Origin of the sequence: Bhargavaea sp. CC-171006 (assembly GCF_009761675.1) — a bacterium.
GTDB classification, from domain to species: domain Bacteria; phylum Bacillota; class Bacilli; order Bacillales_A; family Planococcaceae; genus Bhargavaea; species Bhargavaea changchunensis.
On the sequence record NZ_QUZH01000003.1, the window covers coordinates 1 to 19,043 of the forward strand.

Genomic DNA, 19,043 nt, shown 5'->3' on the forward strand with positions numbered 1-19,043 from the left:
GACGGGTCGGGTTCCGGGAACACATTTCATCAGCGTTTTGCTGTTCAGTTTTCAAGGTTCATGTTTGCCGCTCCGAAAGCGACTTCTCTATGATAGCACCGGTCAACTTCAGTGTCAACACTCTTTTTAAAGAAGTTTTGACGCCGCGTTTTCGCCGGCCGCCGCTCTCAAGCGACGTTTACTATCGTACTCAGTTCCTGTCTTTCCGTCAAGCGGTTTTTCAAAAAAACTCCGGATGCTCCCCAATCACTGTTCTGTGATGGGAGCCACCCGGTAGTTCCTGTGCTCGATCCTGCCGTCCTTGGCCTTCTTTCGTACAACTTCTATAAGGCCTCTTTCAATCAGATATTCAACAAACACTTCCAGGTCCACGGAATAGTTCCGGAGTTCATCGTGTTCGTGAAGCTCCTGGATTGTCCAGTCCTCTTTCTCGGACATTGCGGAGAGAATGTGGCGTGCTCCGTCCGTCACCTTGGAATTGATGAAAAACTCGCCCGCCAGGAACAGAAGCTCCAGTCGCTTTTCAAGCGTCTCGTCACTCAGCACAAGTTCTTCATATAGCTTATAGATGGCAGGGTCGATCTTTTTAACCTGTGACCAGACCGTCACTTCGGGAAGCAGCCCGCTTTCAAGCACTGCCAGACGGGCGAGCCCGTGTAGTGAGCGGACGACATGATTATAGGCGTCCAGAAAGTTCTGTTGTTCATAGAACATGCGCCCTTCCATATAGTTGCGGATCAGGCGTGCGAATTCGAGTCCGGTCTTGATCTGCCGTCCGTAAAACGGAAAATCCTTGAGTTCCGTCTTCAGATTTTCGATGTATTCGTTCCGATCGAAGAGGATGCGCCCGAAAAAGAGCCAGTCCACGATTTTGCGGTTTGTGCCGAGGAGGAGCCATTTCTTAAGCTGCCGCTCCGCGACAACATGCATGGCCGCCTTTTCCTGGCCGTCCGTATAATGTTTCGTGAATACCGGCCGCTCCGCATCCTGTACCAGGATGAGAAGAATGGCATCGAACGTATCGGTCACGGGGTCAAGCTTTCCCCGCTTCTCGACCAGAATGACACCAAGCGTGTTCGGGTCGCCCGCACGTTCCTGATAAATCGGCCGCAATAGATGCTCCATGGGGATTCCTCCTTTTATCTCCTGTTGCAAATTCGACAAGCATCGGCCGATTCCTTCCCGCCTCAGAAAAAAGGAAAGTCAAATTCCCCTTCCCTTCTTAAAATCGTCAATCTTGTGGATGCCTGACAGGAAACGGCGCCGGAGAATTGTGGTATAGTAGACGGGAAATGAGGAGGAAATCGATACATGAAACCATATAAGAATAAAATCAACCGGATCCGGTCCTTTGCCCTGGCATTGATCTTTATCGGATTTGTTGTAATGTACTTCGGAATCTTCTTTAAGCAATATCCGCTTGTCATGGTCATCTTCATGATTCTTGGGCTACTCTGCATCATCGCAAGCACCGTCGTCTACTTCTGGATCGGGATGCTGTCTACCAAGGCCGTCCAGGTCGTCTGTCCGAACTGCGGCAGAGAGACAAAAATGCTCGGCCGTGTCGATATGTGCGGCCACTGCCGCGAACCCCTCACGCTCGACCCTGAACTGGAAGGGAAAGAATTCGACGAATCCTATAACCGCAAAAAACCTGCACAATCCGGAGAATGATCCGTACAGCCGCCCCGTTGAAAGGGCGGTTTTTTTATTGGAAATAAAAAAACACACGGGGCAAGGCCCGCGTGAGTCCGGTCCTTTACTGGACCACTGAATTGGATTTGTTTTCTGCGCAGTCCGGGCATTTGCCGTAGACTTCCATCCTGTGGGTATCGACTTGGAATCCCGTAATGTGGGAGGCCAGATGCTCGACTTCGTCCAATCCCGGATAGTGGAAATCGACGATTTTTCCGCAGTCATTGCAGATGATGTGGTAATGGTGATGAGTCACAAAATCAAATCGACTCGAGGAATCTCCATAAGGAAGTTCCTTTACCAAGCCCGCCTCGCGAAATACGCGAAGGTTGTTATAGACGGTTGCGACACTCATATTCGGGAACTTATCCTCCAGCGCGCGATAAATTTCATCGGCAGTCGGATGGGACATGGAAGTTACGAGAAATTCAAGAATCGCATGCCGTTGGGGCGTAATTCTCACGCCGCTCGTCTTCAACGTATCCAGCGCATTCTGCAGCACAGTTTCAGACATGGACATGCCCACCTCTTTCCATAGAGATTCCTTTGTAATAATTGTTATAAATAGTTTATAGGAAAGAAGGCATTCCTGTCAATGAAACCCCCTTGCCGCTTTATTCCGCGTGAAGCACATCCTCCGAGCGCCCCAGCTTCATATTGACATAGCGCGCTGCAACGAACAGGAAGTCCGAAAGGCGGTTCAGGTAAGCGAGAACATCCGGATTTACATGATCACCGACCCGAAGGGCGCCCCGCTCCGCCTTGCGGACGACTGTCCTTGCATAGTGCAGCCCCGCTGCCGCCGGGTGTCCGCCAGGCAGGATAAAGTTTTTGAGCGGTGTCAGTTCTGCGTCGTACCGATCGATCCATTGCTCGAGCTTCTCGATTTCAGTTTTTTCCAGTTTCCACTTGACCTCTTTCCCCTCAGGTGTCGCAAGCTCCGCGCCTACATGGAAAAGCACTGTCTGGATCTGGTGGAAAGTGGCCAGAAGCTCATCCTTCCCATCAAAGAACTCCTGATGAAGGTGCGAAAGTCCGAGTCCGATTGCACTGTTGGCTTCATCACATGTCCCGTATGCATCAACGAGAGGGTCCGTCTTCGATACCCGCTTTCCATAGATGAGGGAAGTCTGTCCCTTGTCGCCTGTCCGCGTATATATCTTCATATTTAATATCCCCTTTCCGGATCGACCCGGTTTTCCATTTGATCCGCCTTTCCTTCCAGGTAGGCCCGAAGGTTCGGCATGAAGATTTCCAGGGACCGATCGATATACTTGCCCGAATGTGATGAGATGTGCGGGGAAACGGTCACATTTTCCATCTTCCAGAGGGGATTGTCCGCAGGAAGCGGCTCCGTTTCGAACACATCCAGAACAGCAGCGGCAGGACGGCCGTTCTCCAGGGCTTCGATCAGCACCTTTTCCTCGTAGAGATCGCCTCTCCCGAAATTGAGGAACAGTGCCGTGTCTTTCATCGCGGCGAAATGATCCCTGCCGAGAAGACCTTTGGTTTCCGGGGTGCTCGGCAGGACCGAGATGACGGTATCCATCTCGGGAAGCGCTTCAAGCAGACCGTCGAAAGAAACCATCTCATCCATATATTCCGCGGGCCTGCCGGAGCGGTTGCAGCCAAAAGTCCGGACACCGAAAGCCTGCAGAAGCCTCCCGACTTCTCCCCCGATTGCGCCCGGCCCCAAAATCAGCGCCTTTGAGTCGAGCAGTTCCGTGCCGCGGATCTTCTGCTTCCACTCACTCCGCTCCTGTTGGTCATACACATCCCTTAACTTCTTCTTATATGCCAGAATATGCGCCAGCATCGTTTCGGCCATCGGCGTCTTATGGATTCCCCGCACATTGGTTACGGGAATATCCATCTCCGCGATCCGGCCAAGTGGCATCTGTTCCACTCCTGCCGACGCCACCATGATCCATTTCAGATTCTTCGCGCGATCCAGGACATTTTCATCGATGTCCACACCATAGGTGACAATGATTTCACTCGTCTCAATTGCAGGGTCGTCCGTCTTCCGGTCGAACAGGAAATGGACTCCCGGAAACTCTTTCTCCAGCATTTCTTCATGATGTTCCCTGATCCTGAATAAAAACAATACATCCACAGCCGGCTCCCCCTTATTTGTCTGTCAGTTGCCCCAGTGTCTCCAGTGCCTCTTCGACATGCCCCTTCACGCGCACTTTCCGCCATTCCTTGACGACCGTGCCGGTCGGGTCGATCAGGAAAGTCGAGCGCTCGATTCCCATGTATTCCTTCCCGAAGTTCTTTTTCAGCGTCCAGACGCCGTATTGTTCCGCCACCTTGTGGTCCTCATCAACCAGCAGCCTGAACGGCAAGCCGTGCTTGTCGATGAATTTCGCGTGGCTGGCTTCGCTGTCCGGGCTCACGCCGAGGATAACCGCGTTCAGCTTTTCGAATTCTCCGTGGCTGTCCCGGAAGTCGCACGCTTGCGTCGTGCATCCCGGTGTGTTGTCCTTTGGATAAAAGTAAAGGATGACATACTGCTTCCCCTTATAGTCGGACAGCGAGACCATGTTCCCCTCGTTGTCTTTTAGTGAAAAATCCGGTGCTGTCAGGCCTTCCAGTGCTTCTGCCATTCCCAATCCCTCCATGAATTCGTTTTCTTCATCGTACCGGAGCGCACGGAGCATGACAATTTTTTTGGTGTTCGCGGCTCTCTTTGTCTACAATGAGAATCGGAGATTATGATTGGAGGGGTTCCATTGGAACGGAAACAGTCTGAACAGGTATACGGCGAAGCGCTGAAGCATATCGTAGGCGGGGTCAACAGCCCGTCACGCGCCTATAAGGCGGTCGGCGGAGGCGCCCCTACCGTAATGGAACGTGCGGAAGGCGCGTACTTCTGGGATGTCGACGGCAATAAATACATCGACTATCTTGCCGCGTACGGCCCGATCATCACCGGCCATGCGCATCCGCATATTACGGAAGCGATCACGCACGCTGCGCAGACCGGTGTACTTTACGGCACACCGACCCGCCACGAAGTGAAATTCGCAGAGATGCTGAAGGAAGCGATCCACTCACTCGACAAGGTGCGCTTTACAAATTCCGGCACGGAATCCGTGATGTCCACGATCCGTGTCGCCCGCGCCTACACCGGCCGCACGAAGGTGCTGAAGTTCGCCGGCTGCTACCACGGACACTCGGATCTTGTCCTCGTTGCCGCAGGCTCCGGCCCTGCGACTCTCGGCACACCGGATTCAGCAGGAGTTCCCAAATCCATCGCGGAAGAGATGATCACCATCCCGTTCAACGACACGGAATCCTACCGCAAAGCGATGGAACAATGGGGAGACGAACTGGCCTGCATCCTCATCGAACCGATCGTCGGCAACTTCGGCATCGTCGAACCGGAAGAAGGATTTCTCGAGCTGGTACACGAGCTGGCCAAAAAACATGGTGCACTCACCATCTACGATGAAGTCATCACGGCGTTCCGCTTCCACTATGGCGGCGCACAGGACCTTCTTGGCCTGACCCCGGATCTTACCGCGATGGGCAAGATCATCGGCGGCGGACTGCCAATCGGCGCTTACGGCGGCCGCAAGGAGATCATGGACCATGTTGCACCGCTGGGACCGGCCTACCAGGCAGGCACGATGGCAGGAAACCCTGCATCGATGCTGTCGGGCATCGCCTGCCTTGAAGTGCTGAAGGAACCGGGAGTCTACGAGGAACTCGATCGCCTCGGCGCAATCCTCGAAGAGGGCTTGCTCGAAGCTGCCCGAAAGCACGGCATCACCATCACGATCAACCGTCTGAAGGGTGCCCTGACGGTGTTCTTTACGGAGGAAACCGTTAAAAACTATAAGCAGGCCGAAGACAGTGACGGCGAACAGTTTGCGAAATTCTTCCGCCTCATGCTGGAGCGCGGCATCAACCTCGCCCCTTCCAAGTACGAAGCATGGTTTCTCACAACCGCCCATACGGAAGAGGATATCCGCGAAACGATCAAGGCGGCGGACGAATCCTTCGCTGAAATGGCCCGCGGATAACCGGGACTATCGGAAACGATTGATTTCCCTTCCGACGTTGGGGTAAAGTATGGAAACAAAGTAAACAGCGCGGAAAGGACAATCACTGAATGAAACTCGGTGCACGCATCTTAAAAACCGGTGTCGCGATCGTCCTTGCCCTGTTCCTTGCACAGACGTTCGGGCTGCCGACACCGCTCTTCGCGGGGATCGCGGCCATCTTCGCAATCCAGCCGTCGATCTACCGCTCTTTTCGGACTATCATCCAACAGGTACAGGGAAATGTCATCGGGGCTTTTATTGCGATCATCTTCGCCCTCATCTTCGGTGACCACCTGATCGGCGTCGGTTTTGCCGCCATCACGATCATCGCAATTATGCTGAAACTGAAGCTGAGCGATGCGGTCACCCTCGCACTCGTCATGATGATCGGGATCATGGAGCTGCCGGACGAACATTTCATCTTGTATGCCGTTCTCCGGTTTGCGACAATGCTGACCGGGATCTTCTCGGCATTTCTCGTCAACATGCTATTCCTGCCGCCGAAATACGAGCCGCGCCTGTTCCAGTCACTTTATGATGTGCAGGATGAGATCATCCGCTGGACGCGGCTGACCGGACGCCAGGCATCTGAGCACTCTGCAACGAAAAAGGCCATGGGCAAAATTAGTGACCGGTATGACAAGATCGACACGTATTATTCCCTTTTCAAAGAGGAACGGGGCTTCACGAAGGCATTCACCTTCCAGAAAGCGCGTAAGCTTGTCATCTATCGGCAGATGCTCGCTGCATCCCGGGACGGTTTCGATATCCTGAAACAGCTTCACCTCTATGAGAATGAACTGATCGATATGCCGCCGCATTTCCGGATGATGATCCAGGAACTTCTTGATGAACTGCTCACCTATCACGAGCAGATTCTCCTGAAGTTTGCAGGCAAGCTAAAGGACGACCGGATGAGCCGTTCCGGACTGGAAGGAAGAATGGACCGGCATGAAGTGATGGACATCTTCGTCAAGGAAATCAACATCGCCAAGCAGGAAGAGGAACAGGACTTCTCCGCCTATCACCTTCTGCACCTGCTTTCCTCGCTTCTTCAATACGAGGAGCAACTGGAGGACCTCGACCGGATGATTGTCCGGTACGTAAAGCGACACGGAGACGAAATGGACGAAAAACTGCAGGAAGACATCATCTAATGGCAAGAAACCCGGGGCATCCGATGCCCCGGGTTTTTTCAGTCTTTAAGCGTTTGAATTCGCCCCATACTACGATTTCCTGACCCATACTACGAGTTTAAACGTCATACTCCGATTTCAGTCGCGATAATCCGAAACTGCAAATTTAACTACGAATCCGGCTGCGATAGTACGATTTTCTTGCCCGTACTACGATTTTTGAAAGCCAAGCTGGCACGGTCCTCCCATCTGTCCGCTCAAGTGATTACTGTTTTCCACAGCAGGAGGCCCGGTTACATCATTCGCCCGGTAGGTTTCATCATCCACAGTCCCAATCTCGTCATTCGCCCCCTTCAGTAAAAACCGGCAGGGTAAACTCCGGTTCACAGCAAGACAAATTCGCCCGCTGATCAACAACAGCGGGCGCAGCATTAATTTAGCTTTTCATTTTCGGGTCAAGCGCGTCGCGCAGGCCGTCGCCCATCAGGTTGAACCCGAGGACGGTGAGCATGATGGCGAGTCCCGGGAAAATCATTGTCCACGGGGCGTCCCGGAGATAGTTGCGGGCATCCGACAGCATCTTGCCCCACTCCGGATCCGGCGCCTGGGCACCGAGACCGAGGAATCCGAGCGCAGCCGCCTCGAGGATCGCCGTGGCGACCGCGAGCGTACCCTGGACGATGACCGGGGCCATCGAATTCGGCAGGATATGAGAGAACAGGATTCTGGAATCCTTCATGCCAATCCCCTTAGCCGCGGTGATGTATTCATCCTGCTTGATGCTTAGCACCCTGGATCGGATGAGCCGCCCGAAGTTCGGGACGTTAATGACGGCGATCGCGATGAGCGCGTTCTGGAGTGATGGACCGAGAACGGACACGATTGCGATGGCAAGCAAGATAGACGGGAACGCAAGCATGATATCGAACAGACGGGAAATGATTGTATCGACCCATCGTCCGTAATAGCCCGCAATGATTCCGAGCAGGCTCCCGACGATCACTGACCCGATCACCGAGAAGAATCCGACCCATAGAGAAATTCTCGCACCGTGGACGACGCGCGACAGAATATCCCGTCCGAAGTCATCGGTACCGAACCAATGCTCAGCGCTCGGCGCCATCAGTCGTTTGGACATATCCTGCTCATTGATTCCTTCTGGCGCGATCAACGGACCGGCAAAGGCAAGCAAAACAAACATCAGGACAATTGCCGCACCGAAGAGGGCGGCCTTGCTTTTCTTGAACCCGGTCCAGGCCTCTCTCCAGGGGCCGGCCGCTTTCTCTTCCTGCGGCGATTCCGGAACCGGCTGTGTAATTGCTTCAGACATGGCGCATCCCCCTTTCCTCAGTCATACTTGATGCGCGGATCGACGACGCTGTAAAGGATGTCGACGAGCAGGTTGATCATGACAAAGAAGAACGCGACGACGAGGATTCCGGACTGGATGACCGGATAGTCCCGGAAGCCGATGGCGTCATAGATATAGCGCCCGATACCCGGCCATCCGAAGATGGTCTCGGTCAGTATGGCACCGCCGAGCAGGATCCCCATCTGCAGGCCGATCACCGTCAGCACCGGGATGATTGCGTTCTTGAGCGCATGCTTGTACACGACGAGCGACATCCGCTGTCCCTTCGAGCGCGCCGTGCGGACAAAGTCTGAACGCATGACTTCAAGCATGCTCGAGCGCGTCATCCTGGCAATGATCGCCATCGGGATGGTCGCAAGCGCGATTCCCGGCAGGACCAGGTGCCTGAGCACCTCACCAAGCTGGTCGAACCGCCCCTGGATGATCGTATCGATCACATACAGTCCGGTGATCGCGGTCACGGGATTCCGTACTTCCTCCCGGCCCGTCGTAGGCAGCATGTCCAGCTCGATGCCGAAGATCCACTGTTCCATGAGTCCGAGCCAGAAGATCGGCATCGACACCCCGATCAGGGCAACCACCATCGCCGCGTAGTCGAACCACGAGTTCTGGAACCAGGCGGAGATGATGCCGGCATTGACGCCGATTACGATCGCGATGATCATGGCGAACACGGCAAGCTCGATCGTCGCCGCCAGATACGGCCAGATTTCCTGTGCGACCGGCGCGCGTGTCCTGAGCGATTCGCCGAGATCACCGGTCAGGATGCCGGCAAGAAAGTCAAAGTACTGCGTATACCACGGCTGGTCAAGGCCGAGTTTGGCTTCGAGTGAGGCGACCGCCTCCGGAGATGCCTGCTGGCCGAGGATGACCTGCGCCGGGTTGCCCGGGATCGCCCGGATGATCATGAAGACGATGAAAGTCATCCCGAGCAGCACCGGGATCAGCTGCAAAAGCCGTTTTCCGATGTATTGGAGCATTGGTTACCACTCCCTGAGTTCAGATTCCATGAATGGGAAAGGGGAAGAGGCGGTCACGCCCTTCCCCTCCTTTTATCAGTTGAAGTCGACGTTGCTCAAGATGTCCGAACCCGTCGGATGCGCCTTGAAGCCGGTGATGTCCGCCGAGCCTGCAAGGAGCGGTGTGGAGTGAGCGAGCGGCACCCAAGGCGCGTCATCATGGATGATCTCCTGGGCTTTTGCATAAAGTTCGTTCCGCTTGTCTTCATCCACTTCGGATTGCGCTTCAATCAGGATGTTGTGAAGCTCATCGTTTTCATAGTACGTATAGTTGTTGCTTCCGATATTGTCCTGGTCAAGGAGTGCGTAGATGAAGTTGTCCGCATCCCCGTTATCGCCTGTCCAGCCGAGAAGGAATGCATCCGCTTCCCCTTTGCTCGCCTTTTCAAGGTAAGTGGCCCACTCATAGGAGACGATTTCTGCCGTCACGCCGATGTCGGCCAGGTTCTTCTGGATGACTTCCGCCACTTTCGCGCCATCCGGCATGTACGGACGAGGAACCGGCATCGCCCACAGCTCCATCTCGAAGCCGTCCGGGTAGCCTGCCTCGGCAAGAAGTTCCTTTGCTTTCTCAGGATCATACTCATAGCCTTCGATGCTGTCGTTAAATGCAGGGATCGACGGCGGAATCGGGTTCTTCGCCGGCTCTGCCGCCCCCTCGAAGAACGCATCGATGATCGCCTGCTTGTCAATTGCGTGGTTGAACGCCTGGCGTACAAGCTTATCGCCGAACGGTTCACGCGTCACGGTCATGCCAAGGTAACCGATGTTGAGCGACGGGCGTTCGAACAGCTGCAGATTATCATCACCGTCGATCGTTCCCTGGTCGGACGGGTTGATGCCGTCAGCGAGGTCGATGTCACCCGTGATGAGTGCATTGAGGCGGGCACCGTTGTCCGGAATGGAACGGAAGACGACGCGGTCCAGCTTCGGAAGGCCTTCCTTCCAGTACTCTTCATTTTTCTCGATTGTAATTGAATCGTTGCGCTTCCACTCGACAAACTTGAACGGCCCGGTGCCGACCGGATTTTCGCCGAAGCCTTCGGAATCCGCTTCAAAAGCTTCCGGGCTGCCGATGCCGAACATTGTCATCGCGAGGTTTTTCAGGAACGGTGCCTGTGGGCGTTTCAGTGTGAAGACGACTGTATGATCGCCATCAGCCGTCACCGACTCGATGACATGGCCCTCATCATCCTTGAAGCCGCCGAACATCGACTGGTAGTAAGGGAAGGTATCTGCATCCCCGTTTGCCCAGCGCTCGAAGTTCTTGACGACCGCTTCGGCGTTGAAATCGGTACCGTCGTGGAACTTGACGCCTTCCTCAAGCTGGAGTGTATAGGTCAGGCCATCCTCCGATGCCTCCCACTCTTTGGCGAGTCCCGGCTGAAGCGTCGTGTCCTGTTCGCCGAAGTTGATCAGTGTTTCAAAGATATTGGCCGCGACTTTCATCGACTCTCCGTCCGTCACGCGGGACGGATCAAGCGAAACGGAGTCACCGCCGCGTCCGAAGACGAGTGTCTTGCTTCCCCCACTGCTCTCGCCTGCATTATCGCCTTCTGCCTCTCCTTCGTTCCCGCTGTCTGCACTGCAGGCCGCGAGGACCATGGAGACGATCAGCAGGACGGCAAGCGTCCATAATTTCCCCTTTTTCACAATGACCCCTCCGTCACTAGTGTTTTATTATCATCGCCGCGCGCTTCCTCCGTATAGAGGTGGCACGCGACAGAATGACCGGTTTCCTGTTCCGTCAGAGCCGGAACCTTTGACTTGCAGATTTCCATCCTGAACGGGCAGCGCGAATGGAACGGGCAGCCCGGAGGCGGATCGGCCGGGCTCGGGATGTCGCCTTCGAGGACGATCTGCTCTCTGACAAATCCCGGGTCCGGCACAGGCACCGCCGAAAGCAGTGCCTGCGTATACGGATGGAGCGGCATCCCGTAAAGCCGGTCGCTTTCCGCAATCTCAACGATCCGTCCGAGGTACATGACCGCGACACGGTCGCTGATGTGCCGTACAACGCTCAGGTCATGGGAGATGAAGATGTATGTGAGCCCGAACTCCCGCTGGAGATCCTGCATCAGGTTCAGAACCTGGGACTGGATCGAAACGTCGAGCGCCGAAACCGGCTCATCCGCGATGATCAGCTTCGGGTTCGTCATAAGTGCTCTTGCGATACCGATCCGCTGGCGCTGCCCTCCGCTGAACTGGTGCGGATATCTGGAGGCATGGTAGCCGCTCAGCCCGACAATCTCGAGAAACTCCCGAACCTTCCGCTTACGCACTTTCGGGTCCTTCACTCCGTGAACAAGAAGCGGCTCCTCAAGGATTTTCCCGATTGTATGCCGGGGATTGAGTGATGCATAAGGGTCCTGGAACACCATCTGGATGTCCCTGCGCATCTTCCTCATCTCATCTCCGCCGAGCGCCGTAAGCTCCCTGCCGTCGAAAGTGACCTTCCCTTCGGTTGGCTCCAGAAGCCTCATCAAAAGACGCCCGGTCGTCGACTTCCCGCATCCCGACTCGCCGACTATGCCGAGCGTCTCACCCGGCATCACGTCAAAGCTGACTCCGTCGACCGCCTTCACGTGCCCCTTCACCCGGCCGAGCGCCCCCTTTCTGACGGGGAAGTGCTTTTTCAGACCCTCAACCTTCAGCAAGGGCTCCTTCATATGCGGCCGCCTCCTTTCTTTCTCTCAGGAAGCAGCGGGCACGATGACCGTCCCCTGTTTCATAGAGTTCGGGATCTTCCCCGGTGCACCGTCCGAATGCATATGGGCACCGTGCGGCGAAGCGGCATCCGGTTTGGATCGATCCAGGCCGCGGGACATTTCCCGGGATCGGGTCGAGCCGTTCCTGCTTGAACCGCATGTCGGGCACTGATTTCAACAGGCCTTCCGTGTACGGATGCTGGGGATTCCGGAAAATCTCCCCGACCGGGCCTTCCTCAACCACCTTGCCGGCATACATGACAATGACCCTGCTGCAAGTTTCCGCAACGACCCCCAGGTCATGCGTGATGAGAAGAACCGCGGTGTCCAGCCGCTCGTTCAGGTCCTTCACCAGCTTGAGAATCTGCGCCTGGATCGTCACATCCAGAGCAGTGGTCGGCTCATCGGCAATCAGCACTTTCGGCTCGCAGATGAGCGCCATCGCGATCATGACACGCTGGCGCATTCCTCCCGAAAGCTGGTGCGGGTATTCGTCCATGATTTCCTCGGCACGCGGTAGGCCGACGAGCCGGAGCATGTCGACCGCCTTGCCGCGGGCTGCCTTCTTGCTGATTTTCCGGTGGATGCGGAGCGGTTCGATCATCTGATCACCGATTGTGAACAGCGGGTTCAGTGAAGTCATCGGCTCCTGGAAAATCATCGCAATCTCATTTCCCCGGACTTTGCGCATTTTACGCTCATTGAGTTTCAGAAGATCCGTACCCCCATATACGATCTCCCCGCCGGTCACTTTGCCCGGCGGATTGGGGACAAGCCCCATGACAGAGAGCGATGTGACACTCTTGCCGCAACCGGATTCCCCGACAATCCCCAGCACCTCGCCCCGGTAAAGGTCAAAATCCACTCCATCTACTGCCGGCACGACGCCCCCGTCGGTAAAGAATGACGTACGCAGCCCGCTCACCTCGAGCACTTTCTGTCGGCTGTCCATGCCGTCTCCCCCTTTGTCTCTCTGCAGGTTTTTGCATTACCAGATTTGCATGCGCTTCCATTTTTCCGATGATTCTGCGTTATCTTATTATACAAATCCTTACCAGAGATTCAAGGCTTTCTTTGGAAGTCATACCTCTTACATGGTGAAATAGTCCCGAAATGACAAAAATCCCGATTCTCCTAGGAGAATCGGGATATAGAATCATTGCTTTGATGAAATTAAATCTGCTACTAGAACATAGCGTTCCGGAGATGCTCCGATAAAATCAAATGGATAACATGTGGTAACAGTTAATACAGCCTTGGGTTTTGGGACAATCACTGTCCGGTCATCCTTGTCAACAATACGGACATTTTTTACTTTATAAGTAAATTCCCCTGCAGATGTTTGAACGACAAGCAAATCCCCTATTCCTACCTCGCCCAGCTTGCGAAATACTGTATCACGATGCCCGGACAAAACTGAGTTATCATTTTCACCAGGCAAAACGCTGCCTGCGAAATGTCCGACTCCCTTTTCCAGTTCTTCTTCCGCAGTACCATGGTAGATCGGAAGCTTTGCCTCTAATTTCGGGATAATCAGATCCCCTATATTCTCCCCTTGATTTGGACGTTCAGGATATAGGGTTGCCGGTTCCTGTTCTATTGTTTGATCCCCTGTATGGATCTCTTCGAAGTCTTGTATCTTGTAGTCTTCAGCTGCTACTTCGCCAGTCTTAAAAAGCAGATAGCCTTTTAAAAACGTATAGGCATTTGAACTGCCGAACCACAGCCCAAAACCAATCAGCACAACTGATAAGGAAAGAAGAACCAAACGCCTGATGCGCCTGCTTCTTCTTTTGTTTGACCTTTTCATCAATCAGATCCCTTTGACTTTAAAGCGTCGAAGCAGGAAGACGCCAACCAGAACAATTGCCAGGCCGGCAATAGCGTTACCAGCGTAGTTGGAAGCCGTTTTTGGCAGCTTTCCTCCTTTGATTGTCTTGACGGATTGTTTCGGCTGAACGGACTTGGTGACGCCGGAAACAATTCCCTCTGCCTGTTTAATGTCATTTCCGGTTTCTTTAATGAGCTGAGAGCCAAACATGTCTGCTGTCAGCAATACGTCAGCAAGAAATACCCCTTGCTTGTTGTAGATCTCGATTAACAGGTCATAACTGTCTGTTGTGTCCATGTTCATCAATGTTTCAAATGAAACGGTCTGTTTTTCTCCATCTTTTACAAGATAGTATTTGGCATCCACTTGGAAAAGATTTAGCATGTCAGAGAAAATATCAATGAGTTCCGCGATTTGTTCAGCAGAAAGTTCGTCTGCAGTATCAAATTCCTCAAACGCCATCATTCTGTCGCTGAGTTCAATGAGTTGATTCAAAAAAGCAGGGTCTTCAAAATCAAGTGTCTCCAGATGAGCAAACAGTTTATCGAGCTCTTCATTAGTTAGGCCGATTTCTGTGAAAAGCCCATATATCTCTTCGTCCAGATATTCGTCAACCGGCGTTTCTTCCCAATCATTCAAATAAAAGTCGACACTTTCATGAAGTTCTTCAGAAAAAATAATATACGTACCTTCTAATACGTCTTGTCCTTCTTCCAGCTCCCCAAATTCAACGAGCAGATCATTTAGCTCTTCACGATTCAAACCGAATTCAGCAAGTACAGTTTGGACAGTTTCTTCGGTAATTGGTGTACCCAATTCATCGACGGACTCGAAATCCTCTAAATACCATCCTTTCTTTTCAAGATAATCAATATAATCTTGCTTATCCCAACCGATGCTTCTTAAAAACTCTTCGAAACCTGGTTCATTGGACTCAATCGCATAGGTCATCGCAGGTAAAGCTCCAATTCCAATTACAAAAGCCAACAGTACCGAAAGTAAACGTTTCATCACTTGCCCCCCATATCCTTTTAAATTTTCTAAAGTAGTATAATTCTCAAAAATCCGTTTGGGAATAGGCCTTATGAACCTCCAAATAACTAAAGAACTATATTAATCCAATAGCCCCTTGTATATTCTTTGCTGAATTGAATTTGACTGCCACAGCAAAAGGAACAGTGGATGTGCCGCAACCATAAAAACCCTGCTCCTCGCAGGAGGAGCAGGGTTTTATCGTCATTTATCCGTTACATCCAGTTCCTGGACCTGGAACAAGTCATGATAGATTCCGCCTTGTTCGATTAGTTCGGAATGGGTGCCGCTTTCCTTGAGTTCACCGTGGTCGATGACGAAGATGTTGTCGGCATGGGTGATCGTGGAAAGGCGGTGGGCCACGATGATGGTGGTCCGGTCATGCGCGAGCCGTTCCAGCGAGTCCTGGATGAGGGCTTCGCTTTCCAGATCAAGAGCGGAAGTCGCTTCATCGAGAATCAGGATCGGCGGGTTTTTCAGGAACACCCGGGCGATCGCGATCCGCTGCTTTTGTCCGCCGGAAAGCTTGACGCCGCGTTCCCCGACTTCCGTGTCATACCCTTCAGGGAGACCCATGATGAAGTCATGCGCGTTCGCGGCTTTTGCGGCCGAAATCACTTCTTCATCCGTGGCCTCAGGCTTGCCCATCAGGATATTGGATTTGACCGATGCGCTGAACAGCAGATTATCCTGCAGGACGATTCCGATATTCTTCCGCAGTGACCGGACTGTCACATCGCGGATGTCATGGCCGTCGATCCGGACAGCCCCTCCGGTCACATCATAGAACCGGGGGATCAGGCTGATGATTGTCGACTTCCCGCCGCCGCTCATTCCGACAAATGCGACCGTTTCGCCCGGGCTGACAGTAAGGTTGATACCCTTCAGCACATCCCCTGCTTCTTCCTCGTATCGGAAACGGACATGGTCGAACTCCACTTTGCCCTTGGCTTCCGGCATGGCGGACGCACCCGGCTTATCCGTGATGTCGTATTCCTCATCCATCAGTTCGAATACCCGGTCCATCGACGCAATCGACTGGGTGAGTGTCGTGGACGAGTTGACAAGCCGGCGGAGCGGGTTATACAAACGGTCGATATAGGCGATGAACGCAACCATCGTCCCGATCGACAGGTCACCGCCGATCACATGCCAGCCCGCATAGGCAATGACGAGAAGCGGCGCGACATCAGTGATCGTATTGACGACAGCGAACGCTTTGGCGTTCCACTTCGTATGGTCGATCGCGGCGTCGAGGAATTCGCCGTTCGTTTCGTCGAATAGCCCCTTTTCCCGTTTTTCGAGCGAAAAACTTTTGATGACGCTCATGCCCGATACCCGCTCATGCAGATAGCTCTGGACGTTTGCGAGCTTCTGTGAACGTGCACGGGTGAGTTCACGCAGCCTGCCGAAGAAGTGCTTGACGCTCCATGCGTAGAAAGGGAAAGCGAGAAGCGTCACGAGGGTCAGCTTCACGTCCATCGTCAGCATGATGCCGACCGCAATCAGGATTGTGGCAAGGTCAAGCCAGACGTTCATGAGGCCGATCATGACAAAGTTCTTTGTCTGCTCGACATCATTGATGACCCTGGAGATGACCTCCCCCGCGCGTGTATTGGAATAATACTTGAGGCTCAGCTTTTGAAGATGTTCGTAAATCTGGCTCCGGATATCGAAGAGAATCTTATTCGATGTGTACTGGGCGTAATACTGCCGGAAATACTCGACCGGCGGACGGACGAGGAAAAACACCAGCATCGTGCCGCCGAGCCACCAGAGAAGCTGTTCTTTCTTATCTGCCGCGCTCATTGTTTCCACCGTGATGATATTGTCAATTACGATCTTGATGAGATAAGGAATAAAAAGAGGGATTGCAAACTTTAAAATCCCGATGAGTAGCGTGAGGATAATCATCCAAGTGTACGGTTTGACGAACGCCATGTACCGTTTCATGCTGCCGATGCTGCATCATCCTTTCAATAAAGACAACGGAACAGCCCGCCCGGATGTGGGCAGGCTGTCATTTCCGCGTCTGGAACTGTTTCTGGAATTCATAACGGGACGTCCAGACGTCGATAAAGTCCGGTGCGAACGGTCCGCGCCGCTGTTTGATCCATCCGATCAGTTTATCGACGTTGCGCTTCAGGATTTTGTCGATGACGTCAGGATACTTCATTTTCGCCTTATGGTCTTCATACTCATCCTCATCCAGGATGTTGTATGACATGTCCGGAAATACCTTCACATCCAGGTCATAGTCGATGTACTTGACCGTATTGTTATCAAAGACGAAGGGAGAGCTCATGTTGCAGTAGTAATAGACGCCGTCATCCCTCAGCATGCAGATGATATTGAACCAATGCTGCGCATGGAAATAGACAATCGACGGTTCTCTTGTCAGCCAAGTGCGGCCGTCGGATTCGATGACCAGCGTGCGCTCGTTTGCTCCGATCACTACATTGCGCGTTCCTTTCAGCACCGTCGTTTCCTGCCAGACCCGATGGATTTTTCCATCATGCTTGTAGCTGTGAATCTGGATCGTTTCCCCTTCTTTCGGGTTTGCCATAATCAACCCACCTTTGTCTGACGGCTGTTCGGAATGTTTTTGTATCGTTCTATTATATCAATGAACCCCTGAAAGCGAAATCAAAAAGAGCCGGCAGGGCAAATTGCCCCGCCGGCCGGTGGTTTCCATCCATTCCGTTATTTGTTGAAGCGATTGTTCGCGCGACCAGAGTTCTGCTGCTTTTTAGCTTCAGACTGCTGGTTTTGGCGACGAACCTGCTGCACGTCCGTTTCAGAACCGAACTCTTCGTTGCGGATCTGTTTGCGAACTTGCTGAATGTCCGTCTCAGTGCCAAATTCTTCACGCTGAGGCTGCTGCTGGTTGTTGCGCTGGTTGTTGCGTTGGTTGCGCTCATCCTGCTGGTTACGCTGCCTGTCGTTGTTCTTCGTCATGGATTTCTCACCTCCGTGCTCATTAAGATGGCTCGCAGGCGGGTGGAATATTCAACTGGATTTTTTTTTATTTTTCAAGGGTGGAAATCGGCTGCAGAGCAACTGCTCCCGGTGCGGTACACCTCTCGCCCTGCATATGCTCATATTCAGAGCGCTGCCCGCACCTTTTTCGTGGGATTGGGCAAAGTAAGGGCATCAAGCTCCTCGGGCAGGAACCAGCCGCTCCGGTCCGCGGGTGTGCCACCATCCGGAACGGATGCAGTGTATGCAGTGACTTCCCAAATCCGGTGGGTGAACACATGCCGGAAACGGACCGCTTCTTCAATCGGGCCGACAGACAGGCCGTGGCGTTCCGAGATCATTCGGACAGCCTCTGCCGGATCCGCGGTTTCCGCAGTGGGAAACTGCCACATGCCTGCGAGCAGCCCTTCTTCCGGCCGCTGCTCCATGAGCAAGCGACCTTCCCGGTCCTGTACGGCGATGACTATATAGGGGTAAGACTGCTGTTTTTTCTTTTTCGATTTGACCGGAAGCTCTTCTTCCCTGCCTTCATGGTAAGCTCCGCAAAAATCCCTCACGGGGCACAGCAGGCACTTGGGCCGCCTCGGTGTGCAGACGACGGCCCCCAGTTCCATCAGTCCCTGGTTAAACGAGGAGGGATCTTCCGTGTCGATCAGATCCATGACCGCCTCTTCAAACAGGCGGCGGGTCTTCGGCTTGGCGATATCTTCATCGATCAGCAAGATACGCGAGAGGACCCGCATGACGTTCCCGTCAACTGCCGGTGCCGGGATGCCGTAGGCGATGCTCATGACCGCGCCTTCCGTGTAGGGTCCGACACCTTTCAGCTTGCCGAACCGTTCCGGGTCAGCCGGCACCTCTCCGTAGGTTTCGTAGGCCTCCCGGACGGCCGATTGCAGATTTCTAGCCCGCGAATAATAGCCGAGCCCTTCCCACATTTTCATCAGTTCCTCTTCAGGAGCATAAGCAAGTTCCTTCATATCGGAAAATCGCTCTGTAAACCGGGCATAATAAGGGATGACCGTATCAACCCGGGTCTGCTGCAGCATCACTTCCGAAATCCAGATAAAATACGGGTTACTGGTGTGCCGCCACGGCAGGTCCCGCTTTTCTTCACGGTACCAGCCGGTCAGCGCTTCCCGGAATTCTTGTTTCCAATTCAGCGGCTTCACGTCTTGCCTCCTGTTCGTGTTATGCTACGATTACTCCAAAACATTCA

At 53.4% G+C, this 19,043-nt stretch carries 19 protein-coding genes; 3 read left to right on the plus strand and 16 right to left on the minus strand.

The window, feature by feature from the left end; translation table 11 throughout:
• Positions 1 to 246 precede the first annotated feature (246 nt).
• The gene (locus DZC51_RS00410; protein ID WP_157293387.1) at positions 247 to 1,125 is read right to left on the minus strand and encodes a nucleotidyltransferase-like protein; all 879 of its coding nucleotides are present in this window, start codon (positions 1,123 to 1,125) and stop codon (positions 247 to 249) included.
• 186 nt (positions 1,126 to 1,311) lie between these two features.
• On the opposite strand from DZC51_RS00410, the gene DZC51_RS00415 reads away from it, so the two are divergent.
• Positions 1,312 to 1,674 carry a YgzB family protein gene (locus DZC51_RS00415; RefSeq protein ID WP_157293388.1) on the plus strand — a complete coding sequence of 121 codons (363 nt, stop codon included), beginning with the start codon at positions 1,312 to 1,314 and terminating at the stop codon, positions 1,672 to 1,674.
• Positions 1,675 to 1,759: 85 nt separating this feature from the next.
• On the opposite strand, the gene perR is transcribed toward DZC51_RS00415, so the two are convergent.
• The 4 genes from perR to bcp all read right to left on the minus strand — a co-directional run bounded on the left by perR (position 1,760) and on the right by bcp (position 4,304).
• Entirely contained in the window at positions 1,760 to 2,209 is a 450-nt protein-coding gene (gene perR / locus DZC51_RS00420; RefSeq protein WP_198304021.1) for a peroxide-responsive transcriptional repressor PerR, read from the minus strand.
• Between the two features lie 100 nt (positions 2,210 to 2,309).
• Positions 2,310 to 2,861, minus strand: a complete 552-nt coding sequence (locus DZC51_RS00425) for a cob(I)yrinic acid a,c-diamide adenosyltransferase (RefSeq protein WP_157293390.1) — start codon at positions 2,859 to 2,861, stop codon at positions 2,310 to 2,312.
• 2 nt (positions 2,862 to 2,863) lie between these two features.
• Positions 2,864 to 3,811 carry a D-2-hydroxyacid dehydrogenase gene (locus tag DZC51_RS00430; RefSeq protein ID WP_157293391.1) on the minus strand — a complete coding sequence of 316 codons (948 nt, stop codon included), beginning with the start codon at positions 3,809 to 3,811 and terminating at the stop codon, positions 2,864 to 2,866.
• A 13-nt stretch (positions 3,812 to 3,824) separates the two neighbouring features.
• Positions 3,825 to 4,304, minus strand: coding sequence for a thioredoxin-dependent thiol peroxidase (gene bcp, locus DZC51_RS00435; protein ID WP_157293392.1), 480 nt, complete (start codon positions 4,302 to 4,304; stop codon positions 3,825 to 3,827).
• 126 nt (positions 4,305 to 4,430) lie between these two features.
• Here bcp and DZC51_RS00440 point away from each other — a divergent pair, with 126 nt between their 5' ends.
• Positions 4,431 to 5,726 carry a glutamate-1-semialdehyde 2,1-aminomutase gene (locus DZC51_RS00440; protein ID WP_157293393.1) on the plus strand — a complete coding sequence of 432 codons (1,296 nt, stop codon included), beginning with the start codon at positions 4,431 to 4,433 and terminating at the stop codon, positions 5,724 to 5,726.
• A gap of 89 nt (positions 5,727 to 5,815) precedes the next feature.
• Positions 5,816 to 6,904 (plus strand): FUSC family protein, encoded by a 1,089-nt coding sequence (locus DZC51_RS00445; protein WP_157293394.1) that lies wholly within the window; start codon positions 5,816 to 5,818, stop codon positions 6,902 to 6,904.
• 415 nt (positions 6,905 to 7,319) lie between these two features.
• Here the strand turns inward: DZC51_RS00445 and nikC are convergent, their stop codons facing one another.
• The 11 genes from nikC to mutY form a co-directional block, all read right to left on the minus strand.
• Positions 7,320 to 8,213, minus strand: coding sequence for a nickel transporter permease (gene nikC / locus DZC51_RS00450; RefSeq protein WP_157293395.1), 894 nt, complete (start codon positions 8,211 to 8,213; stop codon positions 7,320 to 7,322).
• A gap of 17 nt (positions 8,214 to 8,230) precedes the next feature.
• Entirely contained in the window at positions 8,231 to 9,235 is a 1,005-nt protein-coding gene (locus DZC51_RS00455; protein ID WP_157293396.1) for an ABC transporter permease, read from the minus strand.
• Between the two features lie 75 nt (positions 9,236 to 9,310).
• Positions 9,311 to 10,879 (minus strand): ABC transporter substrate-binding protein, encoded by a 1,569-nt coding sequence (locus tag DZC51_RS00460; protein ID WP_157293579.1) that lies wholly within the window; start codon positions 10,877 to 10,879, stop codon positions 9,311 to 9,313.
• 44 nt (positions 10,880 to 10,923) lie between these two features.
• A complete protein-coding gene (locus DZC51_RS00465; protein WP_157293397.1) occupies positions 10,924 to 11,943 on the minus strand; it encodes an ABC transporter ATP-binding protein in 1,020 nt (339 codons plus the stop codon).
• The gene (locus DZC51_RS00470; protein ID WP_157293398.1) at positions 11,918 to 12,934 is read right to left on the minus strand and encodes an ABC transporter ATP-binding protein; all 1,017 of its coding nucleotides are present in this window, start codon (positions 12,932 to 12,934) and stop codon (positions 11,918 to 11,920) included. The genes DZC51_RS00465 and DZC51_RS00470 overlap by 26 nt, the downstream gene beginning before the upstream one ends.
• A 204-nt stretch (positions 12,935 to 13,138) precedes the next feature.
• Positions 13,139 to 13,792, minus strand: a complete 654-nt coding sequence (locus tag DZC51_RS00475) for a class D sortase (protein WP_157293399.1) — start codon at positions 13,790 to 13,792, stop codon at positions 13,139 to 13,141.
• Positions 13,793 to 13,795: 3 nt separating this feature from the next.
• Entirely contained in the window at positions 13,796 to 14,824 is a 1,029-nt protein-coding gene (locus DZC51_RS00480; RefSeq protein WP_157293400.1) for a processed acidic surface protein, read from the minus strand.
• A gap of 225 nt (positions 14,825 to 15,049) precedes the next feature.
• On the minus strand, positions 15,050 to 16,807 hold the full coding sequence (locus tag DZC51_RS00485; RefSeq protein WP_157293580.1) for an ABC transporter ATP-binding protein: 1,758 nt from the start codon (positions 16,805 to 16,807) through the stop codon (positions 15,050 to 15,052).
• Between the two features lie 58 nt (positions 16,808 to 16,865).
• Positions 16,866 to 17,411, minus strand: coding sequence for a nucleoside tri-diphosphate phosphatase (ntdP, locus tag DZC51_RS00490; protein WP_092095774.1), 546 nt, complete (start codon positions 17,409 to 17,411; stop codon positions 16,866 to 16,868).
• 137 nt (positions 17,412 to 17,548) lie between these two features.
• Complete coding sequence (locus DZC51_RS16365; protein WP_008300574.1) at positions 17,549 to 17,803, minus strand: gamma-type small acid-soluble spore protein; 255 nt, start codon at positions 17,801 to 17,803, stop codon at positions 17,549 to 17,551.
• A 146-nt stretch (positions 17,804 to 17,949) separates the two neighbouring features.
• The gene (mutY, locus tag DZC51_RS00500; protein WP_198304025.1) at positions 17,950 to 18,996 is read right to left on the minus strand and encodes an A/G-specific adenine glycosylase; all 1,047 of its coding nucleotides are present in this window, start codon (positions 18,994 to 18,996) and stop codon (positions 17,950 to 17,952) included.
• Positions 18,997 to 19,043: the final 47 nt, after the last annotated feature.